The organism is Arthrobacter sp. zg-Y844 (assembly GCF_024385465.1).
GTDB lineage: Bacteria > Actinomycetota > Actinomycetes > Actinomycetales > Micrococcaceae > Arthrobacter_B.
On the sequence record NZ_JANFLS010000004.1, the window covers coordinates 45672 to 65235 of the forward strand.

The 19564-nt window shown below is 65.4% G+C and carries 18 protein-coding genes; 13 read left to right on the plus strand and 5 right to left on the minus strand.

Annotated elements, in window-relative coordinates:
• Positions 1 to 53: 53 nt before the first annotated feature.
• The gene (locus NNX35_RS12660; RefSeq protein WP_255867966.1) at positions 54 to 1793 is read right to left on the minus strand and encodes an L-lactate permease; all 1740 of its coding nucleotides are present in this window, start codon (positions 1791 to 1793) and stop codon (positions 54 to 56) included.
• A 191-nt stretch (positions 1794 to 1984) separates the two neighbouring features.
• A complete protein-coding gene (locus NNX35_RS12665) occupies positions 1985 to 2692 on the minus strand; it encodes a YoaK family protein (RefSeq protein WP_255867967.1) in 708 nt (235 codons plus the stop codon).
• Between the two features lie 187 nt (positions 2693 to 2879).
• Here NNX35_RS12665 and NNX35_RS12670 point away from each other — a divergent pair, with 187 nt between their 5' ends.
• The 3 genes from NNX35_RS12670 (at position 2880) to NNX35_RS12680 (ending at position 6376) form a co-directional block, all read left to right on the plus strand.
• Positions 2880 to 4634: a gamma-glutamyltransferase family protein gene (locus tag NNX35_RS12670; RefSeq protein WP_255868149.1), complete on the plus strand. Its 1755-nt coding sequence runs from the start codon at positions 2880 to 2882 to the stop codon at positions 4632 to 4634.
• Complete coding sequence (locus tag NNX35_RS12675; RefSeq protein ID WP_255863526.1) at positions 4618 to 5301, plus strand: GntR family transcriptional regulator; 684 nt, start codon at positions 4618 to 4620, stop codon at positions 5299 to 5301. Before NNX35_RS12670 ends, NNX35_RS12675 begins: the two co-directional genes overlap by 17 nt.
• A gap of 112 nt (positions 5302 to 5413) precedes the next feature.
• Positions 5414 to 6376: an L-lactate dehydrogenase gene (locus NNX35_RS12680; RefSeq protein ID WP_255867968.1), complete on the plus strand. Its 963-nt coding sequence runs from the start codon at positions 5414 to 5416 to the stop codon at positions 6374 to 6376.
• Between the two features lie 40 nt (positions 6377 to 6416).
• On the opposite strand, the gene putP is transcribed toward NNX35_RS12680, so the two are convergent.
• Positions 6417 to 7925, minus strand: a complete 1509-nt coding sequence (gene putP / locus NNX35_RS12685; protein ID WP_255766883.1) for a sodium/proline symporter PutP — start codon at positions 7923 to 7925, stop codon at positions 6417 to 6419.
• A gap of 59 nt (positions 7926 to 7984) precedes the next feature.
• Positions 7985 to 8713: a DUF72 domain-containing protein gene (locus NNX35_RS12690; protein WP_255766884.1), complete on the minus strand. Its 729-nt coding sequence runs from the start codon at positions 8711 to 8713 to the stop codon at positions 7985 to 7987.
• A 114-nt stretch (positions 8714 to 8827) separates the two neighbouring features.
• On the opposite strand from NNX35_RS12690, the gene NNX35_RS12695 reads away from it, so the two are divergent.
• The 5 genes from NNX35_RS12695 to NNX35_RS12715 all read left to right on the plus strand — a co-directional run bounded on the left by NNX35_RS12695 (position 8828) and on the right by NNX35_RS12715 (position 12122).
• Positions 8828 to 9337: an SRPBCC domain-containing protein gene (locus NNX35_RS12695; protein WP_255766885.1), complete on the plus strand. Its 510-nt coding sequence runs from the start codon at positions 8828 to 8830 to the stop codon at positions 9335 to 9337.
• Between the two features lie 116 nt (positions 9338 to 9453).
• On the plus strand, positions 9454 to 10443 hold the full coding sequence (locus NNX35_RS12700; RefSeq protein WP_255766886.1) for an LLM class flavin-dependent oxidoreductase: 990 nt from the start codon (positions 9454 to 9456) through the stop codon (positions 10441 to 10443).
• Positions 10444 to 10492: 49 nt separating this feature from the next.
• Complete coding sequence (locus NNX35_RS12705) at positions 10493 to 10963, plus strand: thioesterase family protein (protein WP_255766887.1); 471 nt, start codon at positions 10493 to 10495, stop codon at positions 10961 to 10963.
• A gap of 102 nt (positions 10964 to 11065) precedes the next feature.
• Positions 11066 to 11611, plus strand: coding sequence for a YetF domain-containing protein (locus NNX35_RS16210; RefSeq protein WP_255766888.1), 546 nt, complete (start codon positions 11066 to 11068; stop codon positions 11609 to 11611).
• 307 nt (positions 11612 to 11918) lie between these two features.
• Positions 11919 to 12122: a cold-shock protein gene (locus NNX35_RS12715; RefSeq protein ID WP_146362594.1), complete on the plus strand. Its 204-nt coding sequence runs from the start codon at positions 11919 to 11921 to the stop codon at positions 12120 to 12122.
• A gap of 378 nt (positions 12123 to 12500) precedes the next feature.
• Here the strand turns inward: NNX35_RS12715 and glsA are convergent, their stop codons facing one another.
• Positions 12501 to 14315 (minus strand): glutaminase A, encoded by a 1815-nt coding sequence (glsA, locus tag NNX35_RS12720; protein ID WP_255766889.1) that lies wholly within the window; start codon positions 14313 to 14315, stop codon positions 12501 to 12503.
• A 206-nt stretch (positions 14316 to 14521) separates the two neighbouring features.
• Here glsA and NNX35_RS12725 point away from each other — a divergent pair, with 206 nt between their 5' ends.
• The 5 genes from NNX35_RS12725 (at position 14522) to NNX35_RS12745 (ending at position 19551) form a co-directional block, all read left to right on the plus strand.
• Positions 14522 to 14725, plus strand: coding sequence for a cold-shock protein (locus NNX35_RS12725; protein ID WP_146362590.1), 204 nt, complete (start codon positions 14522 to 14524; stop codon positions 14723 to 14725).
• 271 nt (positions 14726 to 14996) lie between these two features.
• Positions 14997 to 16295: an Nramp family divalent metal transporter gene (locus tag NNX35_RS12730; protein ID WP_255766890.1), complete on the plus strand. Its 1299-nt coding sequence runs from the start codon at positions 14997 to 14999 to the stop codon at positions 16293 to 16295.
• Positions 16296 to 16480: 185 nt separating this feature from the next.
• The gene (locus NNX35_RS12735; protein WP_255766891.1) at positions 16481 to 17908 is read left to right on the plus strand and encodes a serine/threonine-protein kinase; all 1428 of its coding nucleotides are present in this window, start codon (positions 16481 to 16483) and stop codon (positions 17906 to 17908) included.
• A 25-nt stretch (positions 17909 to 17933) separates the two neighbouring features.
• Positions 17934 to 18347: a YchJ family protein gene (locus tag NNX35_RS12740; RefSeq protein WP_255766892.1), complete on the plus strand. Its 414-nt coding sequence runs from the start codon at positions 17934 to 17936 to the stop codon at positions 18345 to 18347.
• Between the two features lie 148 nt (positions 18348 to 18495).
• The gene (locus NNX35_RS12745) at positions 18496 to 19551 is read left to right on the plus strand and encodes a zinc-dependent alcohol dehydrogenase family protein (protein WP_255766893.1); all 1056 of its coding nucleotides are present in this window, start codon (positions 18496 to 18498) and stop codon (positions 19549 to 19551) included.
• Positions 19552 to 19564: the final 13 nt, after the last annotated feature.

Sequence of the window (19564 nt, forward strand, 5' to 3'; positions counted from 1 at the left end):
CCGGACCCGGAACCGTCCGGTTCCCAAGAGGACCCCGGAGGAGGACCCCGGAGCTACGGCAGCATCCACTCCAGGACGGGGGTGGACTGCAGATACACCAGGATGCACAGGGCGAGCAGCAGCAGCACGCTCCAGCCGATCACCTTGCGAAGCAGCACCGATTCCTGCCCGCTCATATTCACCGCGGCAGCCCCGATGGCCAGGTTCTGCGGGCTGATCAGCTTCCCCATGACTCCGCCGCCGGTATTGGCGGCGACCATCAGCTGCGGATCCAGGCCGGCTTCAATTCCGGCTGTCTGCTGCAGCTTGGCAAAAAGCGCATTCGCGGAGGTATCCGAACCGGTCACCGCCGTGCCGATCCAGCCGAGCACGGGGGAGAGGAAGGCAAAGAAGCCGCCGGTTGCCGCGAGCCACGTACCGATTGATACCGTCTGTCCGGAAAAGTTCATCACGTACGCCAGGGCCAGCACGCCAAGGATGGTCAGCGCGGCGGAACGCATCCGCACCGCCGTCGTCCAGATTTCCCGCACCGCCGCTCCCATGGTCAGCGGATACCGGCCGTTTTCATTGAAGCGCGAGTAGACCAGGGCGACTATCAGGCCCGTGATCAGCAGCAGCGTACCCGGACTGATCAGCCATTCGAAGGAATAGATCGTGGAGGACTGGGTCTGGCCGTTGCTGTCCAGCAGGGCTTCGTGCAGCACCGGCCAGGGGATCTCGATGTTGGTCTTCGCGAGTGCTTCGGGCACGTCGACGCCCAGCGTCCAGAGGTTCACAAAGCCGAAAATGACAATGACCGCCACATACGGGAACAAGGCCATCCACGCCCGGGACGGGGTTAACCGGTCCGCGGCGGTGTCATCCGCCGCGGTCAGCACGTCCGACGCCGCGCCGGTCCCCGAGGGCGTCCATCCATCGGCCCGTGCCTCGGCCAGTTCCGCCTTCATCCGCTGGCCCGCCTCGGCTCCGTTGCGCGGATGCCAGATGCGCAGGAACCCCACGGCGGCCAGCATGGCCACGAGGGAGGCCACGATATCGGTGAGCTCGTAGGAGAAATAGTTCGAGCAAAGGAACTGGAAGATGGAGAAAACGACGCCGGTGAACAGGGCTACGGGCCAGCAGTCCCGGAGGCCGCGGCGGCCGTCCAGGATGAACAGCAGGATCAGCGGGACAAACAGTGCCAGCACCGGTGTCTGCCGGCCCACCACGGCACCGATCTCGTCGCCGGTGTAGTTGGTCAGATTGGCGGCGGTGGTGATGGGGATGGCCAAGGCGCCGAAGGCCACCGGGGCGGTGTTGGCCACCAGCACCGCCGTGGCTGCCCGGATCGGGGCGATGCCCAGAGCCAGCAGCATGGTCACGGTAATGGCCACCGGGGCGCCGAACCCGGCAAGCGCTTCCAGGAGTCCGCCGAAGCAGAAGGCCACCAGGATGGCCTGCACCCTCAGGTCCCCGCCGCCGATCGCGTCGAAGACCCTTCTCAGGTCCTCGAACCGGCCGCTGAGTACCGTCACCTGGTACAGCCAGACGGCCATCACGATGATCCAGACCACCGGGAACAACCCGAAAGCCGCCCCCTGTGTGGCGGAGAGCAGGGCGAGTCCAAGAGGCATGCCGAAACCGAAGACGCCGACGGCGAGGGCCACCAGCAGTGCCCACGCTCCGGCCACGTACGCCCGCGTCTTGGCGAAGGCGAGCAGGAAGAAAAAGGTCAGCAGCGGAAGCAGCGCCACGAGGGCGGAGAGGGCAACGCTGTTGAGCACGGGATCGGTGCTGGGAGTAAAGCTGTCCATAGGGGCCTCCGCGTCGAGCCGGAAGCGGGGCTCAACGGATGGAGCTTCCCGGCCGAACCGGAACACCGGTCAAACCTGGGAAGCGCTGGATCAAGCGTTCCTCCAAGCCTAAGGCCGGGTTCCCGGCTGGTAACCCCCGGAAGGCATCCGCAGCCCTGTACCGGAGAGGAAGTGTCCTTCCGGGGCCCGCCTTAGCCTGCCGAAACCCCGGCCGCGGCGCGTTCGCGGTGGTGGCGGACGTAACCGGTCACGGCCACCGTTATTGAGATGACGGCCGAGATGGTCAACCCCAGCCAGAGCCCGACCTGCAGGGCAGCAGCGCCGGCCACCGCCCCAAGCAGAATCAGGGCAATTGCGAGGGCACGGCGAATCCAGTGCTTGCTGTCCCCGCCGGCCAGCCGCGAATCCGAGGCGAGCCCGGTGATGGTTGAGGTCACCACCACTGTCGTTATCTCAGCGACCTTCAACCGCTTGGCGGTGGAGGCCTGGATCCCCATGGAGATGGCGAGAGCCGACGTCGTGACGCTGCCCAAAAGCGAACTGGCCTGCACATCCACCACGGCCGTGAGGACGGCCAGTGCGGTAATGACACCGGCGACCACCATCAGTGACAGAGTGGTCCGCCCGGACCAGCCCTCCGGCTCCCTGCGCAGCATCCGTCCGGCCAGGGCCGCACCCAGCATAAAGAAGACCAGCGCCAGGACAGGGCGCAGGATCGGCAGATCGGCACCGCCGGCAAAGGCCATGCCCAGGAGCACCACGTTGCCCGTCATGTTTCCGGTGAAGACCCGGTCAAGGCCCAGGTAACCGACGGCGTCGACCACCCCCGTGGAGAAGGTCAGGGCCAGCATCAGCCATAAATGCACCCGTTCGGTTGGTACGGCGTTCAATCGTTTCACTGGCGGAATGTCTCCTTAGGCAGCCGTCCGTATACGAACGGGTGGCGGAATGTCCGATTGTATTCAAAATTGCGCCAGATGATGCAAGGATTCCCCTACCTCCGTCGTCTGCTGAAAGCTGCCCCCTTTGACCTACACAGCGCCTGCTCCCTTCACCACCCGTCCCACCCTGCAGGGCACCTTCGGCATGACTGCCTCGACGCATTGGCTTGCCACGGCCTCGGCGCAGGCCGTGCTTGAGCGCGGTGGAAACGCCTTCGACGCCGCGGTAGCTGGCGCCTTTGCGCTGCATGTCGTGGAACCGCACCTCAACGGTCCGGGCGGGGACATGACCGGCGTTTTCGCGACGGCGGAGAACCCCGGCGAACCGATGGTGCTGATGGGCCAGGGACCGGCTCCCGCCGCAGCCACCCGGGAGCACTACCTCGCCGAAGGCCTGGAACTGGTCCCGGGCGCCGGTGCCCTCGCCGCGGCCGTTCCCGCCGCCGTCGACGCGTGGTTGTTGCTGCTGCGGGAGCACGGCACCTGGGAACTTGCCGACGTCCTGGCCTTCGCGGTGGATTATGCCCGCAGCGGCCACCCCGTCCTGGGCCGCGTCGGCGCCACCATCGAGTCCGTGGCGGAGCTGTTCACCGAGCACTGGCCCACCTCGGCCGCGCAGTGGATGCCTGAAGGGCGTGTGCCCCGGGAGGGAGACCTCATCCGCAACGAGGCCTATGCCAAGGTGCTGGACCGCCTGGTGGAGGCCGGCTCCGGCGCGGGCAGCCGGGCTGAACGGATCGATGCCGCCCGGCGCGAATGGCGCGAAGGCTTCGTGGCGCGCGCTGCCGCCGATTTCACGGCCGCACCGCACCGGCACTCATCGGGCACAGACCATGCCGGCGTTATTACCGCCGCAGACTTCGCGGCCTTCGAAGCGGGATTTGAACCTGCTGTCACCTTCGACTTCCGCGGCCACACCATTGCCAAAACCGGGGCCTGGGGGCAGGGACCGGCATTGCTGCAGACCCTGGCCATCCTCGCCGGCTTCGATGACGAGCGGCTGGATCCTTCCACCGTGCTGGGCGCCCACACCATTCTGGAGGCCCAGAAGCTGGCGATCGCGGACCGCGAGGCGTACTACGGTGACGCGCAGGTCCCCCTCGACTACCTGCTGGGCGAGGAATATGCCGCGGAACGCCGCGCGCTCATCACAGACCTCGCTTCCCGCGATTTCCGACCCGGCACGGTGCCGGGCCACACGCCGTTTGTGCCGCCGCTGCGCACCGACTACCTGCCGCCCGCCCTGGCCGGTGCGGGCGGAGCCGGTTTTGCCGGCGTCGGCGAACCGACAGTGATGCCCACCGGCGAGACCCGCGGGGATACCTGCCACATCGACGTCGTCGACCGGTGGGGGAACATGGTTTCCGCCACTCCGTCGGGAGGCTGGCTGCAGTCCTCGCCGACCATCCCGGAACTGGGTTTCTGCCTGGGCTCCCGGCTGCAGATGACCTGGCTGGAAGAGGGCGCGCCGTCCACCCTGGCGCCGGGGAAACGGCCCCGCACCACCCTGACCCCCACGCTGGTGCTGAAGGACGGCGAACCGGTGGTTGCCCTGGGTTCGCCCGGCGGGGACCAGCAGGACCAGTGGCAGCTGCTGTACCTGCTGCGCACCATCGTCGGCGGGTACACCCCGCAGCAGGCCATTGACGCCCCCGCCCTGCACACCACGTCCATTCCCGGTTCGTTCTGGCCACGCACCTGGACACCCGGCGGCGCAGTGGTCGAAGACCGGCTGGGGGAGGACGTGATTGCCGAGCTCGAATCCCGGGGCCACGTGGTGACCCGGGCCGGGGACTGGGCGCTGGGGCGATTGTCTTCGGTGGTCCGCGAGCCGGCTTCGGGCCTCCTGCAGGCAGCCGCGAATCCGCGGGGAGCGCAGGGGTATGCAGCCGGGCGCTGACGGCACCTCGCGCGTTCGGGACACCCTCCGGCAGGACATCATCTTCGGCCGCCTGAACCCCGGTACGCGCATCACGGAAGCGGCCCTGGCGGCGAAGTACGGCATGTCCCGGGTCCCGGTGCGTGAGGCGCTGCGGGCGCTGGAAGCCGAGGGATTCGTGGAATCGCGGCCCTACGCCGGATCAACGGTTTCAGCCATACCGGTGGAGGAGGCGGATGACCTTTTCGCAGTGCGCGCGGTGGTGGAAGCTGCGACCGCGCGCCGGGCCGCTGAGCGGGCTGCCCGCCAGCTCAGCGCCGGAGCACCGGATGAAACGTGGTGGGACGCGCGGCGCGGCATGGCCCGGATCCTCGACGCCGGCGATGCGGCCGTTGCCGCCGGACGCCTTGACCTGCTGCCGGACCTGAACGTGCGGTTCCACCTCGGTGTCGCGGCGCTCGCGGACAGCCGGTCCCTGACGGCGCTGCTGCGCCAGCTCGCCGGCAAGATCGAATGGCTCTACGCGGCCGACGTCGGCTCCCGCGGCAAGGACTCCTGGAGCGAGCACCGCCGGATCATGGCCGCCGTCGACGCCGGTTCCGCAGCCCGGGCTGCGGAGCTGATGGAAGCGCACATCCAGGCATCCCGTGCCGGTTACCTGAGCCGCTTCCGTCCCGCCCCGGACTGACGCCGGCTTCCCCCTTCCGCATGGGGGATGGGAGCTCCGGCCGTTCCGTTCGGGTGAGCCCCGAGCCTATAGTTCAAGAGGGGTTCCCTCCTACTGTGAGCGAGGCTTCAAGATGGCCAATATCACCACCCGACCCGTCACAAAACTTGGAATCGTGGGAGCCGGAAGTGTCGGCACCTCACTGGCGTACGCGGCGATCATCCGAGACACGGCCCGCCAGATTGCGATTTACGACATCGACGCCGTCCGGGCAGAAGCCGAGGGGCTGGACCTGGCGCACGGCACGCAGTTCACCGGCGCCAACACGGTCACCGGCGGAGGCAACGTCGAGGACCTGGCCGGGGCTGACGTCATAGTCATCACCGCCGGTGCCCGGCAACAGCCGGGCCAGAGCAGGCTGGACCTGGCCGGCGCGAACGTGCGGATCCTGGAGAACCTGATGCCGCAGCTGATGGAACAGGCTCCGGACGCGGTCTACATCATGGTGACCAACCCGGCCGACATCCTTGCCGTTGCGGCGCAGAAGATCGCAGGCCTGCCGCGCAACCGGATCTTCTCCTCGGGCACGGTTCTGGACACCTCCCGGCTGCGGCTGCTGCTGGCGCGCGAAGCACACGTACTGATGACCAGCGTGCATGCCACCATCATCGGCGAACACGGCGACAGCGAGTTCCCTGTCTGGTCCAACGCCACCATCGGGCCGGTGCCCATCCGGGATTGGAAGATCAGCGGAAGGCAGGTCTTTACCGACGAGTTCCTTGCCGCCGCCACGGACGACGTCGTCAACGCCGCCTACAGGGTGATCGAGGGCAAAGGGGCCACCAATTACGCGATCGGCCTGGCCGGAGTGCGGATCATCGAAGCGGTGCTGAATGCCGAAAATGCCGTCCTGCCCGTTGCGGCCACGCTGGAGGGGGAGTACGGGATCAGCGGTGTTGCGCTGTCCCTCCCGTCCATCGTGGGCCACAACGGGGTCTACAAGATGCTCGAAATGCCGCTGGACGAGGCCGAGACCGGGAAGCTCATGGCCTCGGCCGAGACCCTGCAGGGCACTCTGAAGTCACTGGGAATCTGACGGACCCGTAAGGCGCTCGGGCCTTACGGGTCCGGGGTTCCTAGCTGACTGCTGACGGCTCGGGTTCCTGTGCCGGTTCCTTCGCCAGCCGGACGGCGTCGTTGAATTCGGCGTCAATCTCCGGTGAGGGTTTGTGGGTCAGCAGGCTGACCACCACGGTCAGGGCCACGTTGATGACGAAGCCGGGAACAATCTCGTACAGGGTTCCCGAGAGCGCATCCACGCTGCCCCAGATGTAGGCGGTCACGGCACCGGCAATCATGCCGGTCAGGGCGCCGGCAGTGCTCAGCCGCCGCCAGAACAGGGCCAGCAGGATGGTCGGTCCGAAGGAAGCGCCGAATCCGGCCCAGGCGAAGCCCACCAGGTCAAGAATGGTGTCGTTGCGGCCCAGCGCAATGAGGATGGAAATCACGGAAACCACCAGGACGCCAAGCCGGCCGAGCATCACCAGGGACCGCGGGGAGGCCTCGCGGCGAAGCGCAATCCGGTACAGGTCTTCGACCAGCGCCGAGGACGTCACGATCAACTGGGAAGAGATGGTGCTCATGATCGCGGCCAGCACCGCGGCCAGGACAAAGCCGGCCACGAGCGGGTGGAAGAAGACCTGGGCGAGGCTCAGGAAGACCGCTTCCGGTTCGTCCAGGGTCAGATTGTTCTGCTGGAAGTAGGCCACGCCTACCAGCGCAGTGAAAACGGCACCGATCACGCTGAAGAGCATCCAGCCGACGCCGATCCGGCGGCCTGCTTTCGCATCGGCGGGGGAGCGCAGCGCCATGAAGCGGACAATGATGTGCGGCTGGCCGAAGTAGCCGAGCCCCCAGGCGAGTGCGGAAATGATGCCCAGCGCTGTGCCGCCGGCAATCGGGTCCAGCATGTCCGGGTTCACCTCGCGGAGGGAGTCGGTCATGCCGCCGAAGCCGCCCACGTTGACCAGGCCAACCACGGGAACCAGTACCAGGGCGGCCACCATCATCAGGCCCTGCACCACGTCGGTGTAGCTGGCGGCGAGGAATCCGCCGAAGAGCGTGTAGGCAATGGTGACGACGGCAACGATCAGCATGCCGGTTACATAGCTTGAGCCGAAGGAGCTTTCGAAGAAGACGCCGCCGGCGACCATGCCGGAGGAGACGTAGAACGTGAAGAAGACCAGGATGATCAGGCCCGACACCACTCGGAGGAGCCGTGAGCGGTCCCGAAGCCGGTTCTCGAGGAAGCTGGGCACCGTGATGGAATTGTTCGCGACCATCGTGTAGGCGCGGAGGCGGGGTGCCACGAACTTCCAGTTCAGCCAGGCCCCGACGGTCAGGCCGACGGCAATCCAGCCTTCCACCAATCCCGAAACGTAGATGGCGCCCGGCAGGCCCATCAGCAGCCAGCCGGACATGTCGGAGGCGCCTGCGCTGAGGGCCGCGACGCCGGGCTTCAGGTCCCGTCCCGCGAGCATGTAGTCGTCCAGGCTGTTGGTCTTGCGGTAGGCCCACCAGCCAATCGCCAGCATGGCGAGCATGTAGATCGTCATGGCGATCACTTTGTACGTCTGATCTGTCATTGCTTAGTTGCCGTTCCGTTGGTGCGTGTGGGAAGTACGGCGTCCAAGTATGTCAGGAATCACATCGATGTAAGTTCTCGCAGCCGCCAGGCGTTCCGGACCGCATGTCCGCCGAGGTCGTTATTGAAGTAGGCGTAAACGTCCTTGCCCGCGGACTCCCACTCGCGGATCCGGGCCGCCCACCACTGCAGGTCTTCCTCGGTGTAGGAATCGACGTAGAGCTGCTCGGGGTTCGGTCCGTGCAGCCGGACGTACACAAACGGGGCGGTGGCGCGCAGGGTGCACGGCAGGTGCGCCCCGCTCATGACGGTGTAGGCGGCGCCGTGGCGTTCCAGCAGCTGGAAGACCTCGTCGTCGTTCCAGCTGTCGTGCCGGAACTCCACAGCCACCCTGATGTTGTCGGGGAGTTTCGCCAGGAGGTAATCCAGGCGGTCGTCGTCGCGCTCCATATCCGGGGAAAGCTGAAGCAGGAACACTCCGCTGCGGTCTCCCAGCGCGGCGAAACAGCGCTCGATCCGGCCGACCCACTCATCCGGATCCCGCAGCTTGCGCCCGTGGGTCAGCCCCCGGGGAGCCTTGACCGAAAAAACGTACCCTTCCGGCAGCCGGTCCCGGTAGGCGGCAAACGCCTCCTCGCGGGGCCAGCGGTAGAAGCTGCCGTTAAACTCCACGGTGTCGAATTCGCTCGCATACCTTTCCAGCCATACCCGGGCCGGCACGCCCTTGGGGTACAGCACGTTGCGCCAGTGGGTGTAGGCCCAGCCCGATGTTCCGATATGGATGCTCACAGCATCCAAACTAGCCGCTGGCTGTGCACCGTTTCGGGATTGTGCGTGCCTCCCTCGGGTTCCACACTGGAAGGGGATCCCGCCGTGCCACCCCCCTGCAGGCAGGAGCGTCGAATGAGTGACCAATTTCCCGATAGCGTGCTGCCGGAGGAGGATTTCCTGCACATGGTGCGGGATCTGCCGTCCGGCCCCACCGCCATCTACGAGGCCTGGATCGATCTGGCCCGAATTACTTCCTGGTGGGGCGCGGCAGGTTTTATCGTCCCGCCGGACCGCATCTCCGCCAATCAGCACGTTGGCGGGGACTACCAGGCGTGCATGATCAATCCTGCCACCGGCGACGAACTCTGGTGGGGCGGTGAATACCTGGTCCTCGATCCGCCGCACCGATTGGGAGTGACGCAGCAGTGGCAGCAGCCGGACGGTGCTCCGGCGGGTCCGAAGCGGGTGCTCAATGTCGAGCTGCAGGCCATGGACGTCGAGGAAGGGCCCCCCGTGACCCGCATGACATTCCGGGAGGGTCCCTTCGGTGCAGGCAGGGACATCGAAGGATATGAAAGCGCGTGGAGCGAGTCCTTTAAGCGGCTGGCCCGCTATCTGGCCGGACAACGCGGACCGGCGTGACCCGGCCGTTGCTGCAGGCAGGCCCCCGGATGAAATAACCCGGGCTGTGTCGGGGTTGCTACTAGCGTGCCCGGACAAAAAGGTCCGGAGCGCAAGCAACTGAAAGGCACGCTTCAATGACTGTTCCGCTCTCCATTCTCGATCTCGCCATCATCGATGAGGGCGAGACCGCACGCGATTCCTTTGCTTCTTCACTGGCGCTGGCACAGGAAGCGGAAAAGCTCGGATATACCCGCATCTGGTACGCCGAGCACCACAACATGCCCACCATCGCTTCCTCAGCCACCAGTGTGTTGATCGGCTACATTGCCGCTCACACCCAGAGCATCCGGCTCGGCGCCGGCGGCGTTATGCTGCCGAACCACGCTCCGCTGACCATTGCGGAGCAGTTCGGCACCCTCGAAACGCTGTTCCCGGGCCGCATTGATCTTGGGCTCGGCCGGGCTCCCGGCACGGACCAGAAGACGCTGCACGCGCTGCGCCGGGACCACATGTCCTCGGACAGCTTCCCCCAGGATGTCCAGGAACTGCAGGGATACCTGAGCGGCAACACCCTCATCCCGGGCATCAACGCGACGCCGGGAGCAGGCACCAACGTGCCGCTGTACATCCTTGGCTCCTCCCTCTTCGGCGCCAAGCTTGCCGCGGCCCTGGGCCTGCCGTACTCCTTTGCCTCGCACTTCGCTCCGCAGGCACTGCAGGACGCAGTGACCATCTATCGCCGCGACTTCAAGCCCTCGGCCCAGCTGGCCGAGCCGTACGTGATTGCCGGCGTGAACGTGGTGGCCGCCGAGACCACCGAAGAGGCGCAGCAGATGTTCGCCGATTCGCAGCGCCGCCGCGTGACCCAGCTCTTCGGCCGGGGCCGTACCTTCACCGATGAAGAGGCGGATGCCATCCTTCAGTCACCGGGCGGACAGCAGGTCAAGCAGATGGGCCGCTACTCGGCCGTCGGCAACCCCGAGGAAGTCCGGGACTACCTCGACTGGTTCACCGGGCATGCGCAGGCCGATGAACTGATCGTTGCCACTCAGACCGCCACACTGGAATCGCGGCTCCGCTCCTTCCAGCTGCTTGCGGATGCGGCGCTGCCGGTCCGCGCCTGAACCATGCCTCATCCACGGTGGCCTGCGGCTGCTGTGCTAGATATGAAGGATGAGTTCTAAGCCCCACGTCATCCACTGTTCCGTCGGCATGCGCTGGGGGGACATGGATGCGTACGGCCACGTCAACAACGTGGAGATTGTCCGCATTCTCGAGGAAGCCCGCGTGCATGCCTTCGGCCCTCCCGGCGGAACGGGAGGGCCGGGGCACAAGCCGGCTGTTCCGCTGTTCAGCGATGTTCCGCCCGGTACCCAGTCCCTCGTCGTCGAACACCGTGTCCGGTACGTTGCGGAGCTGACCTACCGGAACATCCCGGCCGACGTCGACGTCTGGATCAGTGCGGTCAAGGGCGCGAGCCTCACGCTTTCCTACGTCATACATGACCCGGTGACACAGCAGGCCTGTGTCCGCGCGGAAACCACGCTGGCCTTCGTCGACGGCGCAACGGGTGCGCTGCAGCGGCTGACGCCGGCGCAACGGGAAATGGCGGCCGCCCACAGCGGAGCTTCCGTTTTCGCGTGAAGTCCCGGCCGACCCCCGGCGGCCCCTATGATCGGCCCGCCCCGGCCAATAACATCTTCGGTAGTCCCGGCAGGTCCCCACCGGAAGCTAAGGAGATGCGCCGTGTGGCACAACCTCGGCATCACCCCGTCCGAAGCTCTTTGGGTTGTACTGAGTGCCCTCGGCATTTACGCAGCCTTTTCCCTGTTGGTGCGCGGCTTGGGGCAGCGCGCGCTGGCTAGCTGGTCCACGCTGGACCGCGCCATCGTCATTGCACTGGGCGGTGTGCTCGGCCGGGTGGTCCTCGGCTACACGCCCACCCTGGCCGCCGGCGTTATCGGGTTGGCCACCATGTTCGGGATGCTGCGCCTGGAGGGCTACCTTCGCCGGAGCAGGCACGGAGCCTACCTGTCCAGCCGGCCGATCCTCCTGATGGCCGGAAGCGAAGTGGTGCAGGAGGGTCTGCAAAAGGCGCACATCTTGGAAGAGGAGCTGTTCTTCAAGCTGAGGCAGTCCGGCATCCGGAACCTGACCGAAGTGGCAGCGGCGATCCTGGAGCCCACGGGCGAGGTCAGCGTTCTGCGCCGGGGTGAGCTCATTGCTCCCCAGCTGCTGCTCAGGGTGACCAACGCGTCCCGGATTCCGCGTGAGCTGGTGCTTCCCGAGTAGGTCAAGGCATGACGCCGACCACGGCACGAAGCCCTGTTCGACGCCATGCTCGACGAGAATCCAGCTTGGATCACTGAGGCCCGTACCAAGGGCCTGATCAGGTAAACGGAGGGCGCGGGGGAGTGGATTAGGCGCTCGGGCAAACCTCGTGTAGGCTGAAACGCAGTTGTTGTGTTGCGCATTTTGTATTTCAAGTGGCGAAACCCAATTGGTCTAGCTGCTTTTTCTGTAGAAGCGGTAAAGGAACACCGCGACTGAAACCGCCCGAAAGTCGGGATGTGTTTCGAATGCAGAAGGAATTAAAAAAATGGCTACAGGTACCGTGAAATGGTTCAACTCCGAAAAGGGCTTCGGCTTCATTGAGCCCGACGACGGCAGCGCCGACGTCTTCGCTCACTACTCCGCGATCAACTCCAACGGCTACAAGTCGCTGGACGAGAACCAGAAGGTTAGCTTCGACACCGAGCAGGGCCCCAAGGGCCCGCAGGCCTCGAACATCCAGGCCCTCTAAATTTCTTAGAGACTTTGTAACGGCCGCTTAGCGCCGATACTACATAGAGCAGGACGGGATCTCCCGTCCTGCTCTTGTGTTTAACCGGCGTGCTTGGGCTGAAGGTCGCCGGAAAGCGGGTTTCCCTGCAGTTTGTCAGGATTCCCGCGCTGCGCGGCGCAGGGATTGGCACAAACTGCAGGGATCCGGACAAAGCGCAGGGGGTCCGGACAGCTGGAAAGTGCGGGCCCGACATACCGTGCAGGCGCCCGGGTTAGGCGGCTTTAATATTCCTGCGAGCCCTGCGAGCGAGGAATTTCGTTGCCGCCGTTCCGGGTGCCGGAGCAGGAGCCGCCGCAGCGCCGGAGCAGGAGGCTGCGGAGGCCCGCCGCAGCGCCCTCAGTCGTGAATCCGGACGGCTGCCTCGCGCAGGTACTGTTCAACCCGGCTGTACGCGTCCTGGGTCAGGGCCTTCCACAGGTTCATGCTCAGCACCGGATCCTTTTCAGCCAGCTCGTCGATCGAGTCGGCGGTCAGCACCTTGACCTTCACCGGTCCCGCCGCCTTGACGGTGGTTTCCTGGCGTTTGTCCTCACCCATCGCCATTTCACCGAAGGTCATGCCCGGACCCAGCGTGGCGAGTTTGACCCTGCTGCCGTCCGGACCGGGCATGGACGTGGTGATGTGCCCGGAAACGATGAAGAAGACACCCCCGAAGCGCTGGCCTACGCGCCGGACCACGTCGCCGTCGTCGTACGCCCGGTCCTCCATCATTTGCTGCAGCAGCTGCGCTTCTTCGGGGTCCAGCGGGCTGAGCGCCGGGGAGTCTGCTGGATCGATGCTGTCCGGCAGGACAAGCTCGGTGCCGTAGCCTTCCAGCAGCCTGTTTTCGCACCACTCGATGGCCGCGGAACGCATGGTGAAGGATTCCGTCTTCCGGTCCAGTTCCTGCAGTGCGGCCGTAACCGACCCCTCGACATCCACCAGGGCCAGCTCGCGCCCGGCACGGCGGAGCATGTCTTCCGCCTCGGCAATCAGCCGGATAGCGACGTCGGACACTTCGTCCACGCTGCGCAGATCGGCAATGACGAGTTCGACGTCGTCGGGCAGCTCGGTAAGGGCCCGCACCATGGACTCGGCCCCGGCGAAGAGCAGGTCGCCGTTGAGCTCGATCACCTGGACCCGATGGCCGTGCTCGGCCAGGATCTCCGCAGCTTCGTCCGTCCGGCGGATGCCGGAAGGAGTGGAGGTGATGTCGTAGATGGCGCGGATGGCGGAGCGGCCGGTCCGTGCAGCCCGGACAAAGTGGAGGCCGAGGTCGTGGGAGAGCCGCTGGCTGACCGCCACCCCTCGCACGCTGTTGCCGTGGGCGTCCAGGGGAGGGGAATAGACGGCCAGGCCTACTTGACCGGGCAGGACGGCAAGGATGCCGCCGGCCACGCCGGACTTTGCGGGCATGCCTACGCTGCTGATCCAGGATCCTGCGTCGTCGTACATGCCGCAGGTGGTCATCACCGAAAGGACGCGTTCCACCGAGGCCAGGTCCAGGACTTCTTCTCCGGAGAGGGGGTGGCGGCCGCTGTTGGCCAGAGTGGCGGCCATCAGGGCCAGGTCGCGGGCGTTGACCATGACCGAGCACTGCCGGAAGTAGTCCTTGATAATCGGGGCGGGATCGGACTCGATGATTCCGAAGGAGCGCAGCAGATAGGCCAGCGCGGTGTTGCGGTGGCCGGACCTCAGCTCGGAGGCGTAAATCCGCTGGCTCACGTCGAGGTCACGGCCGGCGAAGGCCGAGTAGGTATCCAGGATGCGCTTGAACCGGGACCTGCCGCCGGATCCTTTGACCAGGGAGGTGGCGGTCAGGGCGCCGGCATTGATCATCGCGTTGGCCGGGCGGCCGGTACCTTCGGCCAGGGAGATTTCGTTGAAGGAGTCCCCGGACGGTTCCACGTCCACCTTCTCGTCGACCGCTTCCATGCCCAGGTCTGCGAGGGCCAGGGCGTAGGTGAAGGGCTTGGAGATGGACTGGATGCTGAACTCTTCGCGGGTATCCCCAACCTCATAGACAAAGCCGTCGGCGGTGGCGAGGGCAATCCCGAAGCAATCCGGGTTCACATTGGCCATGGCCGGTATGCCGCGGTACGGGGTGCCGTCTTTCAATCCGGCTATCTCGGCGTGGATCCTGCGTAGGTAGTTCTCGATCGGGGAGTCCATACTTCAAGCCTAGGTGCTTGCGGAGGGGTGACTCTCCACGGGGTGCGCGGTATACTTTTGTTGTTGCAGTGTTGTGCAATTTGTACGTTCAAGCGGCGAAACCCAGATCTAGGGCCAGCCGCTTTTTCTGTATTTTGCATGGAAGGCACGGCAGCGTGAAACTCCCCGAAGGTCGGGGCAGGTTTCGTTCAGAAGGATGATTAAAAATGGCAACAGGTACCGTGAAATGGTTCAACGCTGAAAAGGGCTTCGGATTCATCGAGCCCGATGACGGCAGCGCCGATGTTTTCGCCCACTACTCCGCTATCAACTCCAGTGGCTACCGGTCTCTCGAAGAGAACCAGAAGGTCACTTTCGACACCGAGCAGGGCCCCAAGGGTCCGCAGGCGGTTAACATCCAGGCTGTCTAATAAGACATTAGGTCCGTTTCACGGGCCGGCTTGAATCAGGAGCAGGACGGGATTAATTCCCGTCCTGCTTTTGTTTTGCCCGCCGGATTCTTTCGCTGGCCGTCCATTGCCGGCCCTCGCGGGCGGGCCGGGACGCGTGAGCAATCTAACGCAGGATGACCCGCCGAATGCCGTGTGCCCCAGCCTGGATGCGAAGCTAACCGGGCTCGGAGCGGCGTGCACCATGGGGTAAGCTCCGGCCACACGCGCACCCCAAGGTTAGGAACCAGGCATGTCGGCTGATACCCCTCCCAAGAGGCCCGTAAACCACTCCGATGCAGTGGACGACGACGGCGGTGCACCCGCCAAATGGAAGCTGGTCGGCCCCGGGCTCGTGGTGGCGGCTACCGGCGTCGGCGCCGCCGACATGGTGGCCACCCTCGTTGCCGGATCCCGCTACGGGTACGCGCTGCTCTGGGCGGTGATCCTCGGCGTCGTCCTGAAAATCATCCTGGTGGAGGGTGCCGGACGCTTCACCCTTGCAACCGGTCTGACCATCTTCGAGGGCTGGCGGTCCCTGGGTAAATGGACCACCTGGTATTTCGGCCCCTACATCATGATCTGGGGCTTCATCTACGGAGCCACCGCCATGTCCTCCGCTGCGTTGCCGTTGGCCGCGGTTTTCCCCGCCCTCCCGCTGACGGCGTGGGCGGTCCTGATGGGCCTGGCCGGTTTCGTTATGGTGTGGTTCGGCAGATACGCCACCTTCGAGAAAATCACCGCCGTGCTGGTGGGGCTGATGTTCGTCACGGTGGTGGGGCTGGCCGTGATTGCCGTGCCGAATATTCCGGCGATGTTCGCCGGACTGATTCCGATGATCCCCGAGGGCGGAGTGTTCTACACACTGGCATTGGCCGGCGGTGTGGGCGGAACCATCACCTTGGCCGCGTACGGGTATTGGCTGCGGGAAAAAGGCTGGTACACCCCCAAATGGATGCGGGTCATGCGCATCGACAATTCCATGGCGTACGTGATGACGGGCCTTTTCGTGGTGGCGATGCTCATTGTCGGCGCGGAAGTGGTCCGTTCCGCAGGAGTTTCCCTTTCCAGCGGCGACGAAGGCCTGCTGGATCTGTACGACGTGCTGAAGCTGGAATACGGAGACGTAGTTGGCACCGGATTCCTGATCGGGTTCTGGGCCGCCTCCTTCTCCTCGATCATCGGGGTGTGGAACGGCGTCTCGCTGATGTTCGCCGATTTCTGGGGGAACATCCGAGGCAAGGAATCCGGCCACCCCGACACCCGTATCGGCGGAAAGTACTTCCGCTTCTACGTCCTCTGGCTGACCTTCCCGCCGATGATCCTGTTCCAGCTCGGACAACCCATCGGCCTGATCCTGGTCTACGGCGTACTGGGTTCGCTGTTTATGCCCTTCCTTGCGGTGACCCTGCTCGGCCTGCTCAACGGCCGCCGCATCCCCAAGCAATGGGCCAACAAGCTCCATACCAACCTCGCCCTCGGTTTCACGGCGCTGCTGTTCATTGCGCTGGGCATCCAGCAGCTGTGGGACAACATCGCCAAGGCGCTGTAGCGGCACGGAAACTTCCGGAAGAGCTCCCGCAGGCCGGCCCGCCGCGGACCTTTCGCGGCGGGCTAGTTTAGCGCAGCAGGCGGGCTTCCACGAGGGGTAAAACAGAGTAAAAGAAAAGTGCTTACGGGCCATCTACGCAGCGATTCTGCTCAGCTACGCTATTAGCGGCGAGAGAAGGTTGCAGGATGGAAACCAGCGCAACAGGTGGCCTCGACAGGCTCATCGCAGGCCGATACCGACTCATCGAACCAATTGGACGCGGGGGCATGGCCACCGTCTATCGAGGCCAGGATGAAGCGCTCGGCCGCGACATTGCGGTGAAGCTCTTCCGCGCCAGTGCCGTGGCTCCGGACGACATCGGGCGCCAGGAAAACGAGATGCGCCTCCTCGCTTCACTTTCGCATCCGGGCCTGGTCACCTTGTTCGATGCGGGCAAGGACGACGCCGGCCCCGGGGACGGGAACGGCAAAGCGGGGGAGCCGCGGACGTATCTGGTCATGGAGCTGGTGGACGGTCCGGACCTGCGCAAGCGCCTGCGCGAGGGTGCCGTCCTGTCTGCGGATGTCCCCTCCATCGGGGCCGAGCTGGCGGGAGCCCTGGCCTATATCCATGACAGGGGTGTGGTTCACCGTGACGTCAAGCCGGCAAACATCCTTCTGCCGCCGGCTGTCGCGGGGACATCGCCGCGGGCCAAGCTGACGGATTTCGGTATCGCCCGGATACTGGGCGGCGCACGGATCACTGCTGCCGGTGCCACCCTCGGCACCGCCAACTACCTCAGCCCGGAACAGGCGTCCGGACTCGGGGCAGAGGCAGCAAGCGACATTTACTCCCTTGGCCTGGTGTTGCTTGAGTCCGTCACGGGAAGGGTGGAGTTTAACGGCAGCGCTATCGAGGCGGCGGTCGCCCGCCTCAGCCGCGACCCCGCGATTCCAGAGTCCCTGGAAAGCCATTGGCGCGGCCTGCTTTCCGCCATGACCAGCCGGGACCCGGACCTGAGGCCGACGGCCGCTGAAGTGTCCGCGACCCTGTTGGACTACCGCTGGGCGGAAGGGACGGTGCAGCCGGGACGGGTACCGCAGCTGGCCTCGGGCCCGGGTGGACCAGCAGGTCCGCCGGCTCCCGCAGACCGGGCTCCCGCCGAACCGGACTGGGACCCGTGGAGCGGACCGGCAACGCAGGCGGATGTTGCCTCCGTGAAAGCCGACGACGCCGCCGGGGGAGCCGGCGTCGTCGTTACCCCAAGGGAAGCGGACGGGACCGATGGCGGCCAGGCCCTGGGCGGGCATCCCTCGGCGCCCCTGCCTTCGGTTCCCCCGCCCATGGACCTGCCGGCCCTGTCCGGGCAGATCACGTCTCCGCCGAGTGTCCCGCCCACCGTAGGGACGGTAGCCGCAAAGCCGTTGTCCGAGCCGACGCCGCGTGTACAGGTGCTCGTCGAACCGCGGCAGTCCTTCGCCGGACGAGCCCTGCTTGCCGTCCTGGTGATGGCCGTGCTGACGGCGGCGGTGGTCCTGATGCTCGGGCGCGTGGGGGCGCTGCCGGACGGAGGCGTCATCCCGGGGGAGATCGGGCAGAACCTGGAGCGGCTGCAGGACAACTTCGGGCCGTAACGCACCGGCGCGGGATACTGGAGCGATGAGTACCTCTACACCCGTCCCGTCCACCCCTGTCACCGAGGAAAGCCGCTGCCCGTGCCTTAGCGGGGAAACCTACGGGAACTGCTGCGGGCGCTTCCACTCCGGAGGCGCCACCGCCCCCACCGCGGAGGCGCTGATGCGCTCGCGGTACAGTGCCTTCGCCACCGGAAACGTTCCCTACCTGCTGGCCACGTGGCATCCGGACCACCGCCCCGCGAACCTCGAACTGGACACCGGGATCGAATGGCGGCGCCTGGATATCCTTTCCACCTCCGGCGGAGGTCCCCTGGACAACACCGGCACGGTTGAATTCCGTGCCCATTACCGGCAGGACGGTCAGCGCGGTACGCAGCAGGAACGAAGCAGCTTTGTCCGTGAACGGGGTCAATGGCTCTATGTGGAGGGACGATAGCCCGCCGCTTCTTCCGGACAGCCACGGGCGGGACCTAGGCTTGAAAGCATCCGACGGCGGCCCCGAAAAAGGCACGCTCAGGGAAGCTCCCGAAATGCAGGCGCATCAGAGGTCCTGCACGTAAGTCGGATGAGCAGGCGAGGACACTATGAAAGCACTCGTTTATGAAGGCCCCGGCCAGAAGTCCTGGAAGGACGTTCCCGACCCCCAGATCCAAGACCCGCGCGATGCCATCGTCAAGATAGATACCACCACCATCTGCGGCACCGACCTGCATATCCTCAAGGGCGACGTACCGGCAGTTACGCCGGGCAGGATCCTAGGCCATGAGGGTGTCGGCACCGTCACGGAGACGGGCTCCGGGGTGAACGCCTTCAAGACCGGGGACAAAGTAATCCTGTCCTGCGTCTCGGCGGATGGTTCCTGCAGTTTCTGCAAGGAGGGGCTCTACTCGCACTGCACCGGAGAGGAAGGGCAGCCCGGCATTGGGTGGATCTTCGGACACCTGATCGACGGGACGCAGGCCGAGTACATCCGTGTGCCGTATGCGGACACGTCCATGTACCGGCTGCCGGAAAACGTCTCCCAGGAGCACGGTGTCCTGCTCAGCGACATCTTCCCCACCGGGTTTGAAATGGGCGTGCAGTACGGGCAGGTCCAGCCGGGCGACGTCGTCGCAGTGATCGGCGCCGGCCCCGTGGGGCTGGCCGTGATTGCGACCTCGGGACTGTACGGTGCCGCGAAAATCATCGCCGTGGACCTGGACGCCAACCGGGTGGAGCAGGCCCGAAAATTCGGTGCCACCCACGGAGTGAACTCCGGGGATAAGAACTGGCGGGAACAGATCATGGACCTGACGGATGGCTGGGGCGTGGACGTCGCGGTGGAGGCCGTCGGTATCCCTGCCACGTTCGAGATGTGCACCAGTATCGTCCGGCCCGGCGGCAACGTGGCCAACGTGGGGGTGCACGGGACGCCCGTGAGCCTGGAGCTGGACCGGCTGTGGATCGAGAACATCAACATCAGCATGGGCCTGGTCAACACGAATACCCTGTCCATGCTCCTGAAGCTGATTGCCGAAGGGAAGCTGCCGGCCGAGGAGTTCATCAGCCACCGCTATTCGCTGGGCGACATCCTCACGGCTTACGACACCTTCTCCCGGGCCGCGGAAACGAACGCGTTGAAGGTGATCCTGCAGGCCTGAGCAGTCATCCTGC

Coding starts and splice junctions, on each gene's coding strand:
- NNX35_RS12660 (WP_255867966.1), bottom strand. CDS start 1,793: ATGGACAGCTTTACTCCCAGCACCGATCCCGTGCTCAACAGCGTTGCC.
- NNX35_RS12670 (WP_255868149.1), top strand. CDS start 2,880: ATGACTGCCTCGACGCATTGGCTTGCCACGGCCTCGGCGCAGGCCGTG.
- NNX35_RS12675 (WP_255863526.1), top strand. CDS start 4,618: ATGCAGCCGGGCGCTGACGGCACCTCGCGCGTTCGGGACACCCTCCGG.
- NNX35_RS12680 (WP_255867968.1), top strand. CDS start 5,414: ATGGCCAATATCACCACCCGACCCGTCACAAAACTTGGAATCGTGGGA.
- putP (WP_255766883.1), bottom strand. CDS start 7,925: ATGACAGATCAGACGTACAAAGTGATCGCCATGACGATCTACATGCTC.
- NNX35_RS12695 (WP_255766885.1), top strand. CDS start 8,828: ATGAGTGACCAATTTCCCGATAGCGTGCTGCCGGAGGAGGATTTCCTG.
- NNX35_RS12700 (WP_255766886.1), top strand. CDS start 9,454: ATGACTGTTCCGCTCTCCATTCTCGATCTCGCCATCATCGATGAGGGC.
- NNX35_RS12705 (WP_255766887.1), top strand. CDS start 10,493: ATGAGTTCTAAGCCCCACGTCATCCACTGTTCCGTCGGCATGCGCTGG.
- NNX35_RS12715 (WP_146362594.1), top strand. CDS start 11,919: ATGGCTACAGGTACCGTGAAATGGTTCAACTCCGAAAAGGGCTTCGGC.
- glsA (WP_255766889.1), bottom strand. CDS start 14,315: ATGGACTCCCCGATCGAGAACTACCTACGCAGGATCCACGCCGAGATA.
- NNX35_RS12725 (WP_146362590.1), top strand. CDS start 14,522: ATGGCAACAGGTACCGTGAAATGGTTCAACGCTGAAAAGGGCTTCGGA.
- NNX35_RS12730 (WP_255766890.1), top strand. CDS start 14,997: ATGTCGGCTGATACCCCTCCCAAGAGGCCCGTAAACCACTCCGATGCA.
- NNX35_RS12735 (WP_255766891.1), top strand. CDS start 16,481: ATGGAAACCAGCGCAACAGGTGGCCTCGACAGGCTCATCGCAGGCCGA.
- NNX35_RS12740 (WP_255766892.1), top strand. CDS start 17,934: ATGAGTACCTCTACACCCGTCCCGTCCACCCCTGTCACCGAGGAAAGC.
- NNX35_RS12745 (WP_255766893.1), top strand. CDS start 18,496: ATGAAAGCACTCGTTTATGAAGGCCCCGGCCAGAAGTCCTGGAAGGAC.